The organism is Neisseria sp. HMSC15G01 (assembly GCF_001808255.1).
GTDB classification, from domain to species: Bacteria; Pseudomonadota; Gammaproteobacteria; order Burkholderiales; family Neisseriaceae; genus Neisseria; species Neisseria subflava_A.
Map to the genome: position 1 here is coordinate 34,129 of NZ_KV792687.1, position 16,742 is coordinate 50,870.

Annotated in this window: 19 protein-coding genes and 1 other RNA gene; 7 read left to right on the forward strand and 13 right to left on the reverse strand. The window is 52.7% G+C overall.

Going from position 1 to position 16,742, the window contains the following annotated elements; genetic code table 11:
• Window positions 1-63 precede the first annotated feature (63 nt).
• Entirely contained in the window at window positions 64-1,179 is a 1,116-nt protein-coding gene (gene asd, locus HMPREF3139_RS08155) for an aspartate-semialdehyde dehydrogenase (protein ID WP_063076326.1), read from the reverse strand.
• A 240-nt stretch (window positions 1,180-1,419) separates the two neighbouring features.
• Between asd and HMPREF3139_RS08160 the strand changes: the two genes are divergently transcribed.
• Both HMPREF3139_RS08160 and HMPREF3139_RS08165 read left to right on the forward strand, forming a co-directional pair.
• Window positions 1,420-1,992, forward strand: a complete 573-nt coding sequence (locus HMPREF3139_RS08160; RefSeq protein WP_070461537.1) for an RDD family protein — start codon at window positions 1,420-1,422, stop codon at window positions 1,990-1,992.
• Window positions 1,993-2,081: 89 nt separating this feature from the next.
• The gene (locus tag HMPREF3139_RS08165) at window positions 2,082-3,404 is read left to right on the forward strand and encodes a murein transglycosylase A (RefSeq protein WP_070461538.1); all 1,323 of its coding nucleotides are present in this window, start codon (window positions 2,082-2,084) and stop codon (window positions 3,402-3,404) included.
• A gap of 105 nt (window positions 3,405-3,509) precedes the next feature.
• Here HMPREF3139_RS08165 and rnpB read toward each other — a convergent pair.
• The 7 genes from rnpB to HMPREF3139_RS08200 all read right to left on the reverse strand — a co-directional run bounded on the left by rnpB (window position 3,510) and on the right by HMPREF3139_RS08200 (window position 7,630).
• An RNA gene (gene rnpB, locus HMPREF3139_RS08170) (RNase P RNA component class A) lies at window positions 3,510-3,871 on the reverse strand.
• Between the two features lie 53 nt (window positions 3,872-3,924).
• A complete protein-coding gene (locus tag HMPREF3139_RS08175) occupies window positions 3,925-4,632 on the reverse strand; it encodes a hypothetical protein (RefSeq protein WP_049335661.1) in 708 nt (235 codons plus the stop codon).
• Window positions 4,633-4,686: 54 nt separating this feature from the next.
• Window positions 4,687-4,920, reverse strand: a complete 234-nt coding sequence (locus HMPREF3139_RS08180; protein ID WP_070461539.1) for a methionine-binding protein — start codon at window positions 4,918-4,920, stop codon at window positions 4,687-4,689.
• A 13-nt stretch (window positions 4,921-4,933) separates the two neighbouring features.
• Window positions 4,934-5,518 carry a Holliday junction branch migration protein RuvA gene (gene ruvA / locus HMPREF3139_RS08185; protein WP_070461540.1) on the reverse strand — a complete coding sequence of 195 codons (585 nt, stop codon included), beginning with the start codon at window positions 5,516-5,518 and terminating at the stop codon, window positions 4,934-4,936.
• Between the two features lie 98 nt (window positions 5,519-5,616).
• Window positions 5,617-6,336 (reverse strand): septal ring lytic transglycosylase RlpA family protein, encoded by a 720-nt coding sequence (locus tag HMPREF3139_RS08190; RefSeq protein WP_070461541.1) that lies wholly within the window; start codon window positions 6,334-6,336, stop codon window positions 5,617-5,619.
• A 48-nt stretch (window positions 6,337-6,384) separates the two neighbouring features.
• Window positions 6,385-6,849 (reverse strand): tRNA (uridine(34)/cytosine(34)/5-carboxymethylaminomethyluridine(34)-2'-O)-methyltransferase TrmL, encoded by a 465-nt coding sequence (gene trmL / locus HMPREF3139_RS08195; protein WP_070461542.1) that lies wholly within the window; start codon window positions 6,847-6,849, stop codon window positions 6,385-6,387.
• A 64-nt stretch (window positions 6,850-6,913) separates the two neighbouring features.
• On the reverse strand, window positions 6,914-7,630 hold the full coding sequence (locus HMPREF3139_RS08200) for a ComF family protein (RefSeq protein ID WP_070461543.1): 717 nt from the start codon (window positions 7,628-7,630) through the stop codon (window positions 6,914-6,916).
• On the opposite strand from HMPREF3139_RS08200, the gene bioH reads away from it, so the two are divergent.
• Window positions 7,629-8,375, forward strand: coding sequence for a pimeloyl-ACP methyl ester esterase BioH (gene bioH, locus HMPREF3139_RS08205; RefSeq protein WP_070461544.1), 747 nt, complete (start codon window positions 7,629-7,631; stop codon window positions 8,373-8,375). The genes HMPREF3139_RS08200 and bioH overlap by 2 nt on opposite strands.
• A 55-nt stretch (window positions 8,376-8,430) precedes the next feature.
• Window positions 8,431-9,225: a class I SAM-dependent methyltransferase gene (locus HMPREF3139_RS08210; RefSeq protein ID WP_070461545.1), complete on the forward strand. Its 795-nt coding sequence runs from the start codon at window positions 8,431-8,433 to the stop codon at window positions 9,223-9,225.
• A 150-nt stretch (window positions 9,226-9,375) separates the two neighbouring features.
• On the opposite strand, the gene HMPREF3139_RS08215 is transcribed toward HMPREF3139_RS08210, so the two are convergent.
• From HMPREF3139_RS08215 to HMPREF3139_RS08225, 3 genes are all read right to left on the reverse strand, one after another.
• A complete protein-coding gene (locus HMPREF3139_RS08215; protein ID WP_070461546.1) occupies window positions 9,376-9,624 on the reverse strand; it encodes a BolA family protein in 249 nt (82 codons plus the stop codon).
• 126 nt (window positions 9,625-9,750) lie between these two features.
• Window positions 9,751-10,080, reverse strand: coding sequence for an FKBP-type peptidyl-prolyl cis-trans isomerase (locus tag HMPREF3139_RS08220; protein WP_094192864.1), 330 nt, complete (start codon window positions 10,078-10,080; stop codon window positions 9,751-9,753).
• A 139-nt stretch (window positions 10,081-10,219) separates the two neighbouring features.
• Window positions 10,220-11,395, reverse strand: a complete 1,176-nt coding sequence (locus tag HMPREF3139_RS08225; protein ID WP_070461547.1) for a cytochrome-c peroxidase — start codon at window positions 11,393-11,395, stop codon at window positions 10,220-10,222.
• Window positions 11,396-11,790: 395 nt separating this feature from the next.
• On the opposite strand from HMPREF3139_RS08225, the gene efeU reads away from it, so the two are divergent.
• From efeU to efeB, 3 genes are all read left to right on the forward strand, one after another.
• Window positions 11,791-12,615, forward strand: coding sequence for an iron uptake transporter permease EfeU (efeU, locus tag HMPREF3139_RS08230; protein WP_036492490.1), 825 nt, complete (start codon window positions 11,791-11,793; stop codon window positions 12,613-12,615).
• Window positions 12,616-12,627: 12 nt separating this feature from the next.
• Window positions 12,628-13,794, forward strand: coding sequence for an iron uptake system protein EfeO (gene efeO, locus HMPREF3139_RS08235; protein WP_049333129.1), 1,167 nt, complete (start codon window positions 12,628-12,630; stop codon window positions 13,792-13,794).
• Between the two features lie 134 nt (window positions 13,795-13,928).
• On the forward strand, window positions 13,929-15,194 hold the full coding sequence (gene efeB / locus HMPREF3139_RS08240; RefSeq protein WP_070461548.1) for an iron uptake transporter deferrochelatase/peroxidase subunit: 1,266 nt from the start codon (window positions 13,929-13,931) through the stop codon (window positions 15,192-15,194).
• A 78-nt stretch (window positions 15,195-15,272) separates the two neighbouring features.
• Here the strand turns inward: efeB and HMPREF3139_RS08245 are convergent, their stop codons facing one another.
• On the reverse strand, window positions 15,273-15,740 hold the full coding sequence (locus tag HMPREF3139_RS08245) for a CinA family protein (protein ID WP_070461549.1): 468 nt from the start codon (window positions 15,738-15,740) through the stop codon (window positions 15,273-15,275).
• Window positions 15,741-15,815: 75 nt separating this feature from the next.
• Entirely contained in the window at window positions 15,816-16,661 is an 846-nt protein-coding gene (locus HMPREF3139_RS08250) for a mechanosensitive ion channel family protein (RefSeq protein WP_070461550.1), read from the reverse strand.
• Window positions 16,662-16,742: the final 81 nt, after the last annotated feature.

A 16,742-nucleotide genomic window follows, 5' to 3' on the forward strand; every position in this document is an offset into this window, starting at 1 on the left:
ACGGCCTTTTTGTGACAAAAAAAGCAACGGCTCAAACCGTTGCTTTTTTCATGCCAACCTAAATTACAGGCTGCCCAAGATAATGCGCAATACGCGGCGCAACGGCTCGGCAGCACCCCACAAGAGTTGGTCGCCGACAGTGAATGCGCTGATGTATTCGCCACCCATCTCCAGTTTGCGGATACGGCCGACAGGAACAGACAGCGTGCCGGTAACTTTGGCGGGCGTCAGCTCGTGGATGCTGGCTTCTTTTTCGTTGGGGATAACTTTCACCCAGTCGTTCGCGCCTGCCAAAATCGCTTCGATTTCGGAAACAGGCAGGTCTTTTTTCAGCTTCAGGGTGAGGGCTTGGCTGTGGCAGCGCATAGAGCCGATGCGTACGCACAAGCCGTCGATTACGGTCGGATTGTCGCTGCGACCGAGGATTTTGTTGGTTTCTACGCCGCCCTTCCATTCTTCTTTTGACTGGCCGTTGCCCAAGTCCACGTCAATCCACGGAATCAGGCTGCCGGCGAGCGGTACGCCGAAGTTGGCTTTCGGATAGTCTTCGCTGCGCAGGAAATCGGACACTTTGCGGTCGATGTCGAGAATCGCGCTGGAAGGATCGGCAAGCTCGTCCGCCACTTTAGCGTGAATCGCGCCCATGCCGCTGATGAGTTCGCGCATGTTTTTCGCACCCGCGCCGGAAGCGGCTTGGTAGGTCATGCTGGTTGCCCATTCGACCAAATCGTTTTGGAACAGGCCGCCCAAAGCCATCAACATCAGGGAAACGGTACAGTTGCCGCCGATGTAGTTTTTCACGCCGTTTTTGAGACCGTTGTCGATGACGTTGCGATTGACAGGGTCGAGGACGATAATCGCATCGTCTTTCATGCGCAGGGAAGAAGCCGCGTCAACCCAGTAGCCGTTCCAGCCGCTGTCGCGCAGGGGTTGGAAGACGGATTTGGTGTAATCGCCACCCTGACAGGTAACGATGATGTCCATTTTTGCCAATTCGGCAACATCATTGGCATCCAACAATGTTTTGGCTGCCTGACCGAAATCAGGGGCAGCGCCGCCGACGTTGGAAGTGGTAAAGAAAAACGCTTCGGGAATGTGGGCGAAGTCGTTTTCTTCTTTCATACGCTGCATCAAAACAGAGCCAACCATACCGCGCCAGCCGACGAAACCTACTTTCATGTGTTACTCCTTACAAAGAAAATCCGGATAAGTTTATAGTGCATTAACAAAAATCGGAACGGCATCGCCTGCCGCTTTGTTCAGACTTTTGTTAACCCACTATAAAAAAGGGGAAAACGAGTGTTTTAACGCCGTCTGCGGAAAATGTAAAGGTTTTTATCAAAAATTTTTAGAATGATGGGAAAATAGGTTAAGATAACAATGAAACTACATTTCATTAATTGCACAGAGGAAGATTAAATGAGCGAAATCAATTTGTCGGATTTGCCTAAAACAGAAATAGTAGATGTCCATATTGCTTCGCCGGGGGCGAGGGTTGTGGCATATTTGTTGAATAATCTGTTTACTTTTTTGATATGGGTACCATTCATTGTGATGGTAGTTTTCACTTTTGATGAAAGCAAAGAATTAGTTTCGGAGTCTTCTCTTTCTAATACTCCTGACTATGCAGTCATAACATTTTTTATTTCTTTGGCTGTCTATTTGGTTTTTGGTATCTTCCAACTGTATTACATGAGCCGAGACGGTCAGTCTTTAGGTAAAAAAATTATGGGCATCCGGGTGTTAAAAAGTGACGGTAGCAATCCGGGTTTTGGTGGTACGGTTTTGATACGCGAAGTGGCTTGGTCATTCATTGTCGGTATTATAGTCATTGCGGTAATGTTGGCAGTAAATGAAACAGGTGGAGATTTGGTTTCTCTGCTTATGACTTTCATCAACTTCATCATGCTCTTCTCCGTCAAACGCAACCGTCGCACGCTCTACGATATGCTGGCCGATACGGTTGTCGTCAAATTGCCGCCGCGCCGATAAATCGCTTTTTTGTGTTAAAATCAGCACTTTCCAACATAGGCCGTCTGAAAAATAGCTTTCAGACGGCCTTTCAACACGCTATTGATTCCATGAAAAAACATCTGTACCGCATTACGCTCGTCAGTATTGCCGCAGCCATTCTTGCCGCCTGCCCGAGCAAAAGCATTAAAAATCTTCCCGAAACCGACACCAGCGTTATCAAAGGTCCTGACCGCCCCACCGGTACGCCTGATCCCGTCGGTACGACAGTGAGCGGGGGAGGAGCAAACTACACCGTAGTTTCCTACAACGAATTGCCGCACTGGGACCTCCAACACTTTACCAAAAGCCTGCAGTCTTTCCGTTTAGGCTGTGAAAAACTTAAAAACCGCCAAGGCTGGCAGGACGTTTGTATCCAAGCCATGCAAACGCCGGTGCACCATTTCCAAGCCAAGCACTTTTTCGAGCGCTATTTCACCGCATGGCGCGTCGATAACGGCGGCAATCCTGCCGGCACCATTACCGGCTATTACGAACCGGTCCTGCACGGCGACGACAAATCCACAAGCCAATCCCGTTTCCCTATTTACGGCATTCCGAACGATTTCGTTTCCGTTCCGCTGGCTGCAAACTTGAGGGGCAGCAAAGCCACTGTCCGCATCCGCCAAACCGGCCCAAACAGCGGTGTCATCGACAACAGCGGTACATACACGGCCGACTTGTCCAGATTCCCGATTACAGCACGCAGCACTGCGCTGAAAGGCCGTTTTGAAGGCAGCCGTTTTGTTCCTTACTACACCCGCAGCCAAATCAACGGCGGCGCGCTTAACGGCAAAGCGCCGATTTTGGGTTATGCAGATGATCCGGTCGAACTTTTCTTTATGCACATTCAAGGTTCAGGCCGTCTGAAAACACCGTCCGGAAAATACATCCGTGTCGGATTTTCCGATAAAAACGAACATCCGTATGTTTCCATCGGCCGCTATATGGCGGATAAAGGCTATCTGCCGCTGGGTCAGACCAGCATGCAGGGCATCAAGGCCTATATGAAGCAAAACCCCGGCCGCCTTGCCGAAGTTTTGGGACAAAACCCAAGCTACGTCTTTTTCCGCGAGCTGACCGGCAGCAGTGATTCAGGCCCGGTGGGCGCATTAGGTACGCCGTTGATGGGCGAATACGCCGGTGCCATCGACCGCCACTACATCACGCTTGGCGCACCGCTGTTTGTCGCCACTGCCCATCCGATCACCAAAAAAGCCCTCAACCGCTTAATTATGGCGCAAGACACCGGCAGCGCGATTAAAGGCGCGGTCCGTGTGGATTATTTCTGGGGCTATGGTGACGAAGCAGGCGAAGTGGCCGGCAAAATGAAAACCACCGGCTATGTATGGCAGCTCCTGCCCAACGGCATGAAACCGGAATACCGCCCATAAACAGCGGTTTAAAAAGGCCGTCTGAAACCAAGATTGAGGTTTCAGACGGCCTTTTTATTTCTATAAAAATGCGGCAGGTTTTTAAAACCTGCCGCGGTATGGGGACATACAGCTCGGACGGTAAGCCGGGTTCTGTCGCGGACAGTCATTCCTCTAGGCACATCATTGCTGGTGTGCTCAAGCAACCTACCCGAACGCTCGGCGAGCAGCGTCATCGAGTTCTGTTTGGTCTTGCTCCGAATGGGGTTTAGCCTGCTGCGCTTTGTTACCAAATGCACGGTGCGCTCTTACCGCACCTTTTCACCCTTACCTGTTTTGCCCGAAGGCAATCATCGGCGGTATTGCTTTCTGTTCCACTTTCCGTCGCGTTACCGCGCCCGGCCGTTAGCCGGCATTCTGCTCTGTGGAGCCCGGACTTTCCTCCCCGTATGCCTTACGCGATACGCGGCGACTGTCTGTCCGACCTGTATGAGGTGCGGATTATAACACAGCCGCCATAAGGTTCAGACGGCCTAAATATTTATTTTTTCTTTTTAAATGCTATTTCGGTCAAACCCAATTCCTGTGCTTTTTTGCGGACTGCGGATTCAGGCATTTCGCGTGCTAGGCGGCTGGTGCAGTATTCGGTCATGGTGGTGGCGCAGGCTTTGAAGTTGCCGGTAAAGTCGCTGGCGGCACTTAAAAACGGGATAAGGCGGCCGGCCATGATTTCTTCGGCCGGTGCGTCTGTTTGGGCGGATACGCGTCCGGACTCGACCGCCGAGAAAATTTGTTCGGTAAAGCGTCGGGCGAAGTTTTCTTCTGTTTGGCAGTCTTGGAATGCGGTGTTTTCGTGTTGGCAGACAAGGGTAACTTCGCCTTGAGCTTCTTGCAGCGGTTCGGCCAAATCGAGTTTGAGGGTTTGCTTGTCGGTTTGCAGCCAGGCGGTGCGGCCTTGGGTTTTGATGATTTTGCCGTAAACGCCGATGGCATCGTTTTTGGGGATGTTTTTCTGTTCGGCAAGTTGCTGGGCCGAGAATAAGGGGGCTTGTTCGGCAAATGCGCCGCCGGTTTCGTGTTTGAAGTAGGCGGCGAGGTCTTGTTTGATGAGGGCTTGGGTCAGTAGTTTTTCGCCTTCGGTCAGGCGGTGTGCAAAGCCGTGTGTTTTGGGGTCGGATGCGGCATCCGTGGTCTTGGTGTCCGGTGTGCAGGCGCTCAGGAGTAAAAGCAGGGGAAGGATGTATTTCATGGTTAGTCTCTCAACAGGCCGTCTGAACCTATGGTTTCAAACGGTCAGCGTTGTTTATCGATAACGATAAACCCGGCGGGGATAAACGGGATAGGCTGGGTAATTGCGGACGGGTTCGCTGTCTTGATAGATGACGGTCGTCCCGGGCGGGGCGTTGATGGTCACGGTTTTGTTGACAGTGGTTTGCGAGTGGACGGGCAGGTCCAAGACGGCGGTGCGTCCATACGGGGTCTCGGTATAGACGCATGCGCTTAGAAAGAGGGTGATGCTCAGGGCCAATGTCTTCATGTTTCAGACGGCCTTATTTGAGCAGGTTTTTCAAGGCCAGGCGCACGCCTTCGCCGACTTCCGTGCCCTTGGGAATGCCTTTGGTGGCGGCTTTGGCTTCGCGTTCGTTGTAGCCGAGGGCAAGCAGGGTGTTGATAATGTCTTGGCTTTCGTCGGCAACGGCATCAGGGGCAAACAGGCCGTCTGAAACGGTATGGGACACGAGTTTGCCACGCAGTTCCAATACCATGCGTTCGGCGGTTTTCTTGCCGATGCCGGGCGCGGAGGAGAGACGTTTGACGTCTTCTTCGGCGATGGCTTGCGCTAGCTCGTCGGCATTCATGGCCGACAAAATGCCCAATGCGGTTTTGGCACCGATGCCGCTGACTTTGACCAGTTGGCGGAAGGTGGCGCGTTCCTCGGCTGAGGCGAAACCAAACAGCAAATGTGCGTCTTCGCGGACAACAAGCTGAGAGTAAAGATGGACGGTTTCGCCAACGGAAGGCAGGTTGTAGAAAGTCTGCATGGAAACGTCGGCTTCATAACCGACGCCGTTGACGTCGATAACGACCTGCGGCGGATTTTTCTCAATCAATTTTCCTGTGAGCCTGCTGATCATGGTGTTCCCCTGTGATTAAAAAAGGCCGTCTGAAACCTTGCAATCGGGTTTCAGACGGCCTTGTATTGTATCAAACTTCAGCGGTAACGCGGACGAAATCAGATGGCGGATGCCAGGTTCAGATGACGGGCGCGTTCGCCTGCTTCGGCGGCACGTTCTTGGCTGCTGAACGGACCCATTTTGACAACGTATTCGTAGTTGCGTTTTTCAAGCGTGATTTTGCTGTCGGATGGCAGGCTTTGTGCGGTTTGGTTCAAATAGGCTTGCGCTTCGCGTTCGGTACCGAAGGATTTCAAATCAACAAAAAATTCTTTGTTGTTTGGGGTAATAATGGTTTGAGCGGCGGTTTGGCCGGGGATGATTTGTTCAACTTTGACGTTGGCTGTGCCTTGGTTGATGAAACCCAATTGTTGGGCGGCGGCTTTGGAAACATCGATGACGCGGTTGCCGTGGAAAGGGCCGCGGTCGTTGACACGGACGATGACGCTTTTGCCGGTTTGCATATTGGTCACACGTGCGTAGCTGGGAATAGGGAGGGTTTTGTGGGCGGCGGAGAGGGCGTTCATATTGTAACGCTCGCCGCTGGAAGTTTTACGGCCGTGGAATTGGCTGCCGTACCATGAGGCTTTGCCGGTTTGGCTGAAAGAGGAAACTTTGGTCAGCGGCGTGTAGCGTTTGCCGGCAACTTTGTAACTGCGGTTGGCAGAAGGATGCAGTTTTTCGACTCGGACCACGCTGTCGGCGACGGCGGCATTGATGGAAAGGACGCCGATGGTGGCGGCGGCTAAGGAAAGGAGGGTTTTTTTGGTAAAAGTCAAAACGGGTTCCGTTCTTGAGTTGATAACGCAGCGGTTTCAGACGGCCTGTTATACGCCGCCTGCGAAACCGTTTTGTCGCCATGCTTCAAACAGAATAACGGCGACGGTATTGGAAAGATTCATGCTCCTGCTGTCGGGCATCATCGGCAGGCGGATTTTTTGTCCGGCAGGCAGGCTGTCGAGAACTTCGGCAGGCAGGCCGCGCGTTTCGGGACCAAACAGCAACACGTCGCCTTCGCGGAAGGAAACTTCGTCGGGTCGGGTAGAACCTTTGGTGGTCAGCGCGAAAATGCGACGGCCTTCAAGGGCCTTGAGGCAATCATCGAAATTTTCATGTACCGTCAGTTTGGCAAACTCGTGATAATCCAAGCCCGCGCGTTTCATTTTGGACGAATCCAGCGGAAACCCAAGCGGCTTGACCAAGTGCAAATCGGCACCGGTATTGGCGCACAGGCGGATGATATTGCCCGTATTGGGCGGGATTTCGGGTTGGTACAAAACTATGGTAAACATATAAATCAATCACTTATAGAGTGGCATAATGCCGAAATGTTCCATGGGTGTCAAAAACTTTAAGCTATTTTTTCATTGGCGGCCGCGCCAAGCTCCAGCAAAAAATCTTACCTGCGCCTGATTTTTTCAGTGTTTTCGCCAATTCGTTTAAAGTCGAACCGGTGGTAAAGACATCATCAATTAACAGAATATTACACGCCTTCGGCAATTCAGTTTTGATTTTAAATGCATTCTTGATATTTCGCCGACGTTCGTCGCTTTTCAGCGTACTTTGCGGCTCGCCGTGCCGTCTGAAAACCGCGTGGCGCGGCAGCAGCGTCCAGCCGTAGCGTTTTGCCAAAATATCCGTCAACACCTCGCTTTGGTTGAATCCGCGCTTGAGCCGCCGCTCTTTGCTCAAAGGCATGGGCAGGACGAAATCGAAGTGTTCCGCCGCCAGCCAGTCCGGTGCGTTTTGGCACATCAAATCCGCCAACGGACGGCTCATGCCCAAATCCGCCAAGTGTTTCAGCTCGCGTATCATGCTGCTGACGGGCGGTTCGTAATACAGCGAGGCCCACATTCTATCAAATGCGGGCGGCTTTTTCTGACAACTGCCGCACACCGCCCCGCCCGCGACATAGCGGAAACACAAAGGACAGCTTTGTGCCGCGTCGATAAAATATTCCGTCAAATCGTTTGCGCAGCCTCGGCAAAGGCCGTCTGAAACGGAATCGTGGCATAATACGCAACGTCGCGCATTGAGCCGTTTCAAATTGCGCCACCAAGAAAGAACATTCATGCCACACTCCGCCAAAAAAGTTTATCTGATACACGGTTGGGCGGCGAACCGCCATGTATTCGACGATTTGATACCGCGCCTGCCTGCCAATTGGGACGTCCACGCGCTTGATTTGCCCGGACACGGCGATGCGCCTTTTGCCGAACCGTTTGATATTGCCGCCGTTGCCGAAGCCTTCGCCGGACAAATCGACACGCCGGCACACATTCTCGGCTGGTCGCTGGGCGGACTGGTTGCCCTGTATTTGACCGCGCTTTATCCCGACAAAATCCAATCGCTCTGCCTGACGGCAAGTTTTGCCCGATTGACTGCCGACACGGATTATCCCGAAGGCTTGGCGCAACCTGCCTTGGGCAAGATGGTCGGCGCATTCCAGCAGGATTATGCCAAACATATTAAACAGTTTCTACAACTGCAACTGTTGCACACGCCGCATTCGGGCGAAATCTTAAACCGCATATTGCCCGATTTGGCGCGCTGCGGCACGCCTTCCGCCTTACAGGCCGCGCTTGAAGCCGTCAATCATGCCGACGCGCGTCCGCTGTTGCCGCTTATTCAAACGCCGTCATTGCTGGTGTTTGGACAGAAAGACGCCATCACACCGCCGCGCATGGGCGAATATTTACACCGCCATTTGAGCAACAGCGAGCTGGTCCTTATCGACAAAGCCGCACACGCGCCCTTTTTAAGCCATGCCGACGAATTTGCCGAAACCTACCGCAATTTTGTCGAAAAGGCCGTCTGAAACAGCCTTAAACCATAAAAACATTGTCGGGCAAAGCCCGCTGACACGACCCACCATGACCGAACAAGACAAACGCTGGCAGATTCACCGCCATCTCGCCCAAGACACCGACGAGCGCCTGCAGCTGGTCCGCAATGCACCCAAACGCATCATGCTGATTGGTGCCGATGCCGACATCAGCCGCAGCCTGCTGGCCGCGCGTTATCCCGACGCCGTGTTTGAAGAATACGATCCGAATGCCGACTTTTTGAAAACCGCCGCTGCCGCGCGCAAAGGCGGTTTCTGGCAGAAGCTGACCGGCAAAACCATTCCGCAGCATTACCAAGCCCTGACCGCGCCGTTGCCCGAAGCATCCGCCGATATGTTGTGGGCCAATCTCAGCCTCAGCCGCGCCGACGATATTTTGCCGGTATTGAAAAACTGGGCCGTCGCTTTGAAAACCGACGGATTATTGTTTTTCACACACTTTGGCCGCGACAGCCTGAGCGAGCTGACAGGCCGTCTGAACCATGAAGGCATCGAATGCGAAGCGCCCACGCTGATTGATATGCACGACTTGGGCGATATGCTCGCCGACAACGGCTTTTACGATCCGGTAACCGACACGGCCAAGCTTGAGTTGAGCTATAAAAAAGCCGGAACGTTTTGGCAGGACATGGAAACCTTGGGATTGTGGAATGCGTTAAAGTTCAGCAATCCGCAAGCGGCCAAGGAATGTGTGGATAAGATTTTTGAAAACGAAGGCCGTCTGAACATCACGCTTGAAACCGTGTACGGCCATGCCGTGAAGAAATTGGTGTTGCCGCAAGGGGAGAATGTGGTGCAGTTTTTCCCGAAACGGCAGGGCTAGTTTGGCGGTTGTGCCGGTAGGGTTGACACCGCGATTGCGTGTTGTCGAATGCGGTTTGGCGTTTGTATTGATTGCCTGCGCTGTTTAATATGTATGAAAAGAAAAAGGCCGTCTGAAAAGTTTTCAGACGGCCTTTTGTTTGATTCCGAATTAAGCCTGTTTGGCAGCCCATTCGGCCGGAGTGGCGGCAACGGAAATCGACAGTGCGTGCAATTCGTTGCTTTCGAGTTGCGGCTTGAGGCCGTCTTTAATCAGGCGGTGGCGGGCGAGGCGGGCTTTGCCTTCAAATGAGGAGGAAACGATTACGGCGAAGAAGTGATGGCCGTCGCCTTCGACTTCGACGTGTTCGCAAGGGGTAACGCCTTCAATCAGGGTTTTGACTTGTTCGGATAAAAGCATGGTGGTTCCTTGGGAAATGGTTTGCTTGTAAAAGAGGGCATTATACCGAATCTTGATAAAAACAGGCCGTCTGAAAAACCAAACTTCGGATTTCAGACGGCCTCGGTCTTTTGAAGCGTCAAATGCTTATTCGTACACTTTCAGCAGCTCGACTTCAAAAATCAAAGTTGCGTGTGGAGGAATCACGCCGCCAGCACCGTGTGCGCCGTAGCCCATTTCGGAAGGAATGGTCAGCTTGCGTTTGCCGCCTTCTTTCATGCCGCCGAAGCCTTCGTCCCAACCTTTAATCACTTGGCCGACGCCCAGAGTGATGGTCAGCGGTTGACGGCGGTCGAGGCTGGAGTCGAATTTGGTACCGTCTTCCAACCAGCCGGTGTAATGTACGGTGATTTCTTTGCCTTTGACGGCTTCTTTGCCGTGGCCTTCTTGCAAGTCTTCAATAATCAGGCTCATGATGTTCCTTTCGGATGTATGGTGAAAATCGGCTCAAGATTACCATATTGTGTGGAATCGTGAAACAAATGCGCCCATATGGCCGGCAACAAAGAGGCCGTCTGAAACGGATTTTCAGACGGCCTTTGTTTTGTGCTAAACCTTATTTGTTGTCAGGTTGGGATTTGACATCGGTGGATACAGGCAGCTCAGGCATGGTTCGGGCAGACTCTGGAACATTGCCGGAGAGGGCTTTCAAGAAGGCAACGATGTTTTCAGTGTCTTCCGGAGCCAGGGTTTTACCCAATTGAGCTTTCGCCATGATGTTGACGGCTTTATCCAGTTCCCAAACGCTGCCGTTGTGGAAGTATGGGTAGGTGCGTTCGACGTTTCTCAAGCCGGGAACGCGGAAGAAGAATTCGTCTTCGGCTTTTTTGGTTACGTCCGCACGGCCTTTGTCGTGTTTAGGATCGTCGATGTGTTTCCAGTAAGGACCGTCCACCAAGCCGAATTTTTGGAACATGGTACCGCCCAAGTTGACGCCGTTGTGACAAGCGATACAGCCGTTGTCCATAAATGCGCGTACGCCTTTGCGTTCTTGTTCGCTCAGGGCAGATACGTTGCCTTTCAGGTAGTCGTCCCAACGGGTCGGGGTCAGCAGGGTACGTTCAAACGCGCCCAATGCGGTGGTGATGTTTTTTAAGGAAACCGCGCCGTCTTCAGGGAATGCGGCTTTGAATTTTTCTTGGTATTCAGGGATACCGGCGATTTTGGCGGCGGCATCGGCTTCGGTAGCGTTGGCCATTTCAACCGGGTTGAGCAATGGGCCGCCGGCTTGTTCTTCCACATCGGCTGCACGGCCGTCCCAGAATTGGCTGCCCAACAAGGCGGCATTCAGAGCAGTTGGGGAGTTACGGCCGCCGAATTGGCTTTTGTGGCCCGCGCTGGTCGGCATGTTGTCTACGCCGGCAGTTGCCAAGTTGTGGCAAGAGTTACAGCTGACGGTGTTGCCTTTGGACAGGCGGTTTTCGTACCAAAGTTGTTGGCCGAGTTTGACCTGTTCTTCGGTAAACGGACGAACTTTTTGCATTTCGGCTAAGTCAGGCAAAGGTTTGAACGTAGCTTGCGCGCGTTCCAACAGGGCTTTGTCTTCGGCAGAAACATCGGCAGAATTTTGAGGGGCCGAAACAGCGGCGGTGCTTGCGGCAGCATCGGCACCGCTCGCGGCAGAAGCTGCTTGAGGGGTTTCGGTTGTTTGAGCCGTTTTCTCGCCGCAGGCGGTCAGCGCGGCAGAAACGACCAAAGCCAAAGCGATTTGGTGGAGTTTTAAACGTGGCATAGGAGGGTTCCTTTGTTATGCGTTTGTTATGTCATGGATTGCTGATTGCACCAGCAATATGCCAACTATAAAAGATAAGGCGGTTTTAATTTTTGTTGTAAATCAACCTTTTAAATTTGATAAATTCTGAAAATATCACTGATAGGGAAATTTATACTATGGAACTTTTTTATTATTTATTTACAATTGCTTAGATAAATTAAGGCCGTCTGAAAAAATAAAATTCAGACGGCCTTATTCAGACGGCCTTTTAGTTTTTATTGATTACGTCCGTTATTTTATTTTAAAAAATCTTAATAAATATGGGGTTATTAAAAAATAAAAATAATTTGCGTTATTAAGCATAAAGCGTTATAAATGCGTTAACAAATGAACATTTCACTTTAGAGTTTTTTATGCTGATTGCTTTATTGATTATGCTGCGCGAGGGCATCGAAGCCGCCCTGATCGTCGGCATTGTTGCCAGTTTTTTGAAACAGTCGGGACACAGCGAGCTGATGCCGAAGGTTTGGCTGGGCGTGTTTTTGGCTTCGGTCATGTGTTTGGGTATTGGTTACGGCATTCATTCCGCTACCGGCGAGATTCCGCAAAAAGAACAGGAATTGGTGGTCGGCGCCATCGGCCTGGTGGCCGTGGCTATGCTGACGTACATGATTTTGTGGATGAAAAAGGCCGCGCGTTCGATGAAACAACATCTTCAGGATTCTGTTCAGTCGGCCTTGAACCGCGGCAGCGGCCAGGGGTGGGCCTTAGTCGGCATGGCGTTTTTGGCTGTGGCGCGCGAAGGTTTAGAGAGCGTGTTTTTCCTGCTTGCCGTGTTCCAGCAAAGCCCGACGTGGTCTATGCCGATAGGCGCGGTGTTGGGGCTGTTGGTGGCAGTTGTCATCGGTACGCTGATTTATCAGGGCGGTATGCGCCTGAACTTGGCGAAGTTTTTCCGTTGGACGGGCGCGTTTCTGATTGTGGTGGCGGCCGGTCTGCTGGCCGGTTCGTTTCGCGCGCTGCATGAGGCCGGCGTATGGAATGTGATGCAGGATATTGCTTTCGACACATCGAAATATTTGCATGAAGACAGCCCTTTAGGCGTGCTGCTCGGCGGTTTCTTCGGCTATACCGACCACCCAACCGAAGGCGAAGTCCTGATTTGGCTGCTGTATCTGGTTCCCGTCATGATTTGGTTTTTGCGCGGCAGTGCGCCAGCAAAAACGTTAACTAAATAAGAAGGAAGTAAAATGAAAAAATTCAATCTGACTGCTTTGTCTGTAATGCTGGCTCTGGGTTTGACCGCGTGTCAGCCGCCTGAAGCCGAAAAAGCCGCGCCTGCCGCTTCAGGCGCATCCGCTGCCGCCAATGCCGACGGTTCGGTCAATATCGGTGTGAACGATACTGCCTGCGAACCGATGGAATTGACCGTCCCCAGCGGCCAAGTCGTGTTCAACATTAAAAACGACAGCGGCCGCAAGCTGGAATGGGAAATCCTGAAAGGCGTGATGGTGGTGGACGAGCGTGAAAACATCGCCCCGGGTTTATCCGACAAAATGACCGTTACCCTACTGCCGGGCGAATACGAAATGACTTGCGGCCTGTTGACAAATCCGCGCGGTAAGCTGATTGTTACCGACAGCGGCTTCAAAGACACTGCCAACGAAGCGGATTTGGAAAAACTGTCCCAACCGCTCGCCGACTATAAAGCTTACGTTCAAGGCGAGGTTAAAGAGCTGGTGGCGAAAACCAAAACCTTTACCGAAGCCGTTAAAGCCGGCGACATTGAAAAGGCCAAATCCCTGTTTGCCGCCACCCGCGTCCATTACGAACGTATCGAACCGATTGCCGAGCTTTTCAGCGAACTCGACCCCGTCATCGATGCGCGTGAAGACGACTTCAAAGACGGTGCGAAAGATGCCGGATTTACCGGCTTCCACCGTATCGAACACGCCCTTTGGGTAGAAAAAGACGTATCCGGCGTGAAGGAAATTGCAGCCAAACTGATGACCGATGTCGAAGCACTGCAAAAAGAAATCGACGCATTGGCGTTTCCTCCGGGTAAGGTGGTCGGCGGCGCGTCCGAACTGATTGAAGAAGTGGCCGGCAGCAAAATCAGCGGCGAAGAAGACCGTTACAGCCATACCGACTTGAGCGACTTCCAAGCCAATGTGGAAGGCTCCAAAAAAATCGTTGATTTGTTCCGTCCGCTGATCGAAGCCAAAGACAAAGCGCTGTTGGAAAAAACTGATGCCAACTTCAAACAGGTTGAAGACATTTTGGCGAAATACAAAAAACAAGACGGCTTCGAGCTATACGACAAACTGAGCGAAGAAGACCGCAAAGCCCTGCAGGCGCCGATTAATGCCTTGGCAGAAGACTTGGCCAAACTGCGCGGCATTTTGGGTTTGAAATAAGATAACGCGTTTTCAGACGGCCTTTGGATATTGAAAGGCCGTCTGAATCTTATTGCCGCCCACACAAATATGTCTGAAAACCGACCTTACTTCACACGATTGCAATCTTTCCGTTCCCTGCCAAGGAGCAGACCATGAGCCAAAACAAACAACCGGCACAACCCGAAAAACGAACCCTTTTCAAAACTGCCCTTGCCGCCGGCGCCATCGGCGTTGCCGGTTATTTTGCCGGTAAAAAACAAGGCGAATCCGCCGCCGAGACCCAAAACAACCAACATTCCGAGCTGGCCTATCCGTGTTATGGCGAGCATCAGGCAGGCATCGTTACGCCACACCAGCTCTTCGGCATCATGTGTGCCTTTGACGTTACCGCCAAAGACGCCAAACAACTTGAAAACCTGTTCCGCGCCCTGACCGCCCGCATCGAATTCCTCACCCAAGGCGGCGAATACCAAGACGGCGACGACAAGCTCCCGCCTGCGGGCAGCGGCATCCTCGGCAAACAATTCCGCCCCGACGGACTGACGGTTACCGTCGGCGTCGGCAGCAGCCTATTTGACGACCGCTTCGGCCTCAAAGACAAAAAGCCGAAACACCTGCAGGAAATGCGCGACTTTCCTAACGACAAACTCCAAAAATCTTGGTGCGACGGCGACCTCAGCCTGCAAATTTGCGCATTCTCCCCCGAAACCTGCCAAGCCGCCCTGCGCGACATCATCAAAAACACCGCCCAGTTTGCCGTGATCCGTTGGAGCATAGACGGTTGGCTCCCTAAAGCCGAACCCGGCGCCATTGCCGCGCGCAATCTTTTAGGTTTCCGCGACGGCTCCGGTAATCCAAAAGTCGAAGATCCCAAAGTCGCCGATCAAGTCCTGTGGACAGGCGTTGCCGCCAACAGCTTGGACGAACCGGCATGGGCGAAAAACGGCAGCTATCAGGCCGTCCGCCTCATCCGCCACTTTGTCGAATTTTGGGACCGCACCCCGATGCAGGAACAAACCGATATTTTCGGCCGGCGCAAATACAGCGGTGCGCCCATGGACGGTAAAAAAGAAGGCGACACCGCCGATTTCGCCAAAGACGCCGACGGCAAAATCACGCCCAAAGACAGCCATATGCGCCTTGCCAATCCGCGCGATCCTGAGTTCATGAAAAAACACCTGCTCTCCCGCCGCGCCTTCAACTACTCGCGCGGCCTAGCCGCCAACGGCCAACTTGATGTCGGCTTGGTGTTCATCTGCTATCAGGCCAACCTTGCCGACGGCTTCATCTTCGTGCAAAACCTGCTCAACGGCGAGCCGCTGGAGGAATACATCAGCCCGTTTGGCGGCGGCTATTTCTTCGTCCTGCCGGGTGTCGAAAAAGGCAGCTTCCTCGGCAAAGAGCTTTTGGGCGTATAAATCCGCCGATGGTTTGAATAGATAAAAAGGCCGTCTGAAACCTGATTTCCAGATTTCAGACGGCCTGTGTTTTTTCTATTAAACCAAATGTTCCGCCAAGAAAGCCAATGCGTATTCGACGGCTTGCGCCCTTACTGCTTCGCGGTCACCTGTGAATAGCGCGGTTTGCTCAAACGAACCTTCGGGCGTGGCCAGGCCGAACCAGACTGTGCCGACCGGTTTGGCCGCGCTGCCTCCGCTAGGGCCGGCGATGCCGGAAATACTCAAAGCATAATCTGCCTGCGCTACGGCTTTTACGCCGCGTGCCATTTCATAGACGGTCTCGCGGCTGACCGCGCCGTGTTTCAGCAAGGTGTCGGGCATGACACCAAGACGCTCTTGTTTGGCTTGGTTGCTGTATGTGACGAAGCTTTGATGAAACCATTGCGAGCTGCCGGAGAGGGAAGTCAGCGCACCTGCAAGCAGGCCACCGGTGCAGGACTCGGCGCAGGTAACGGTTTGACGGCGGCTGGTCAGGTGTTCGGCGATGGTTTGCAGATGGGACATGGCGGCTCCTTATGGAAATGGTGGAATAGGGCGGGCGTTTGGCCCGCCGGGTTTCAGACGGCCTGAAAGCTGAAATCAGTCTTTCGGCTGAATGAGGTGGACATCGCGTTGCGGGAATGGGATGTTGATGTTGGCTTCGCGCAGATTTTCGACGATCTGCTCGTTCAGGGCGAATCGGAATGGGCCGAGATTTTCTTCTTGCGTCCACGCCCAAAGGGTGATTTCGATGGCGCTGTCGCCAAGGTTGGTAATGTATACGACGGCAGGTCGTTCTTCGGTTTGAACACACAATGGATGCTCGGTTGCCGCTCTCAATACGGCGGCTTTGGCGGCTTTCAAGTCGCAGGCGTAATCGACGCCGACAACGACTTGGGCGCGGCACAGGGGCAGGGAGGAGCGGTTGGTGATGCTGTTGGTCATGACCACGCTGTTGGGTAGGACGACTTCTTCGTTGTCCGGCGTGCTCAAAGAGGTCTGCACCATTTTGATTTCTCGGACGATACCTTCAAAACCGTTGACGCGGATAAAGTCACCGACTTTAAACGGGCGGAACAGGATAATCAGCACGCCGGCGGCGAAGTTGGACAGTTGGTCTTTCAAAGACAAAGCCACGGCCAAGCCTGCGCCACCGATCAAGGCGGTCACGGAAGTGGTCGGAATGCCGAGTTTACCCAGTGCGGCGATGATGATGAGGATCAGCAGGCCGATGTTGGCGACGTTGCCGAGGAAGCTGACCAGCGTTTTATCGACTTTGGCACGTGTCAGCGCGGCTTTCATCAGTGTCACCACGCGCGTGGTGACCCAGCGGCCGATAAAGAAGATGGCTAAGGCGGCCAGCAGGTTCATGCCGAAAGACATGCCGGTTTGGGCGAGTTGTTCCCAACCGGAGAAGGGGGAGAGGGATTGAAGATCGAAATTCATAATTGTGTATGCGTGTGAAGTTGTTTAAAAGGTCATTGTAAAACAAGGCCGTCTGAAAAACTAATGATTTGTTTTTTCAGA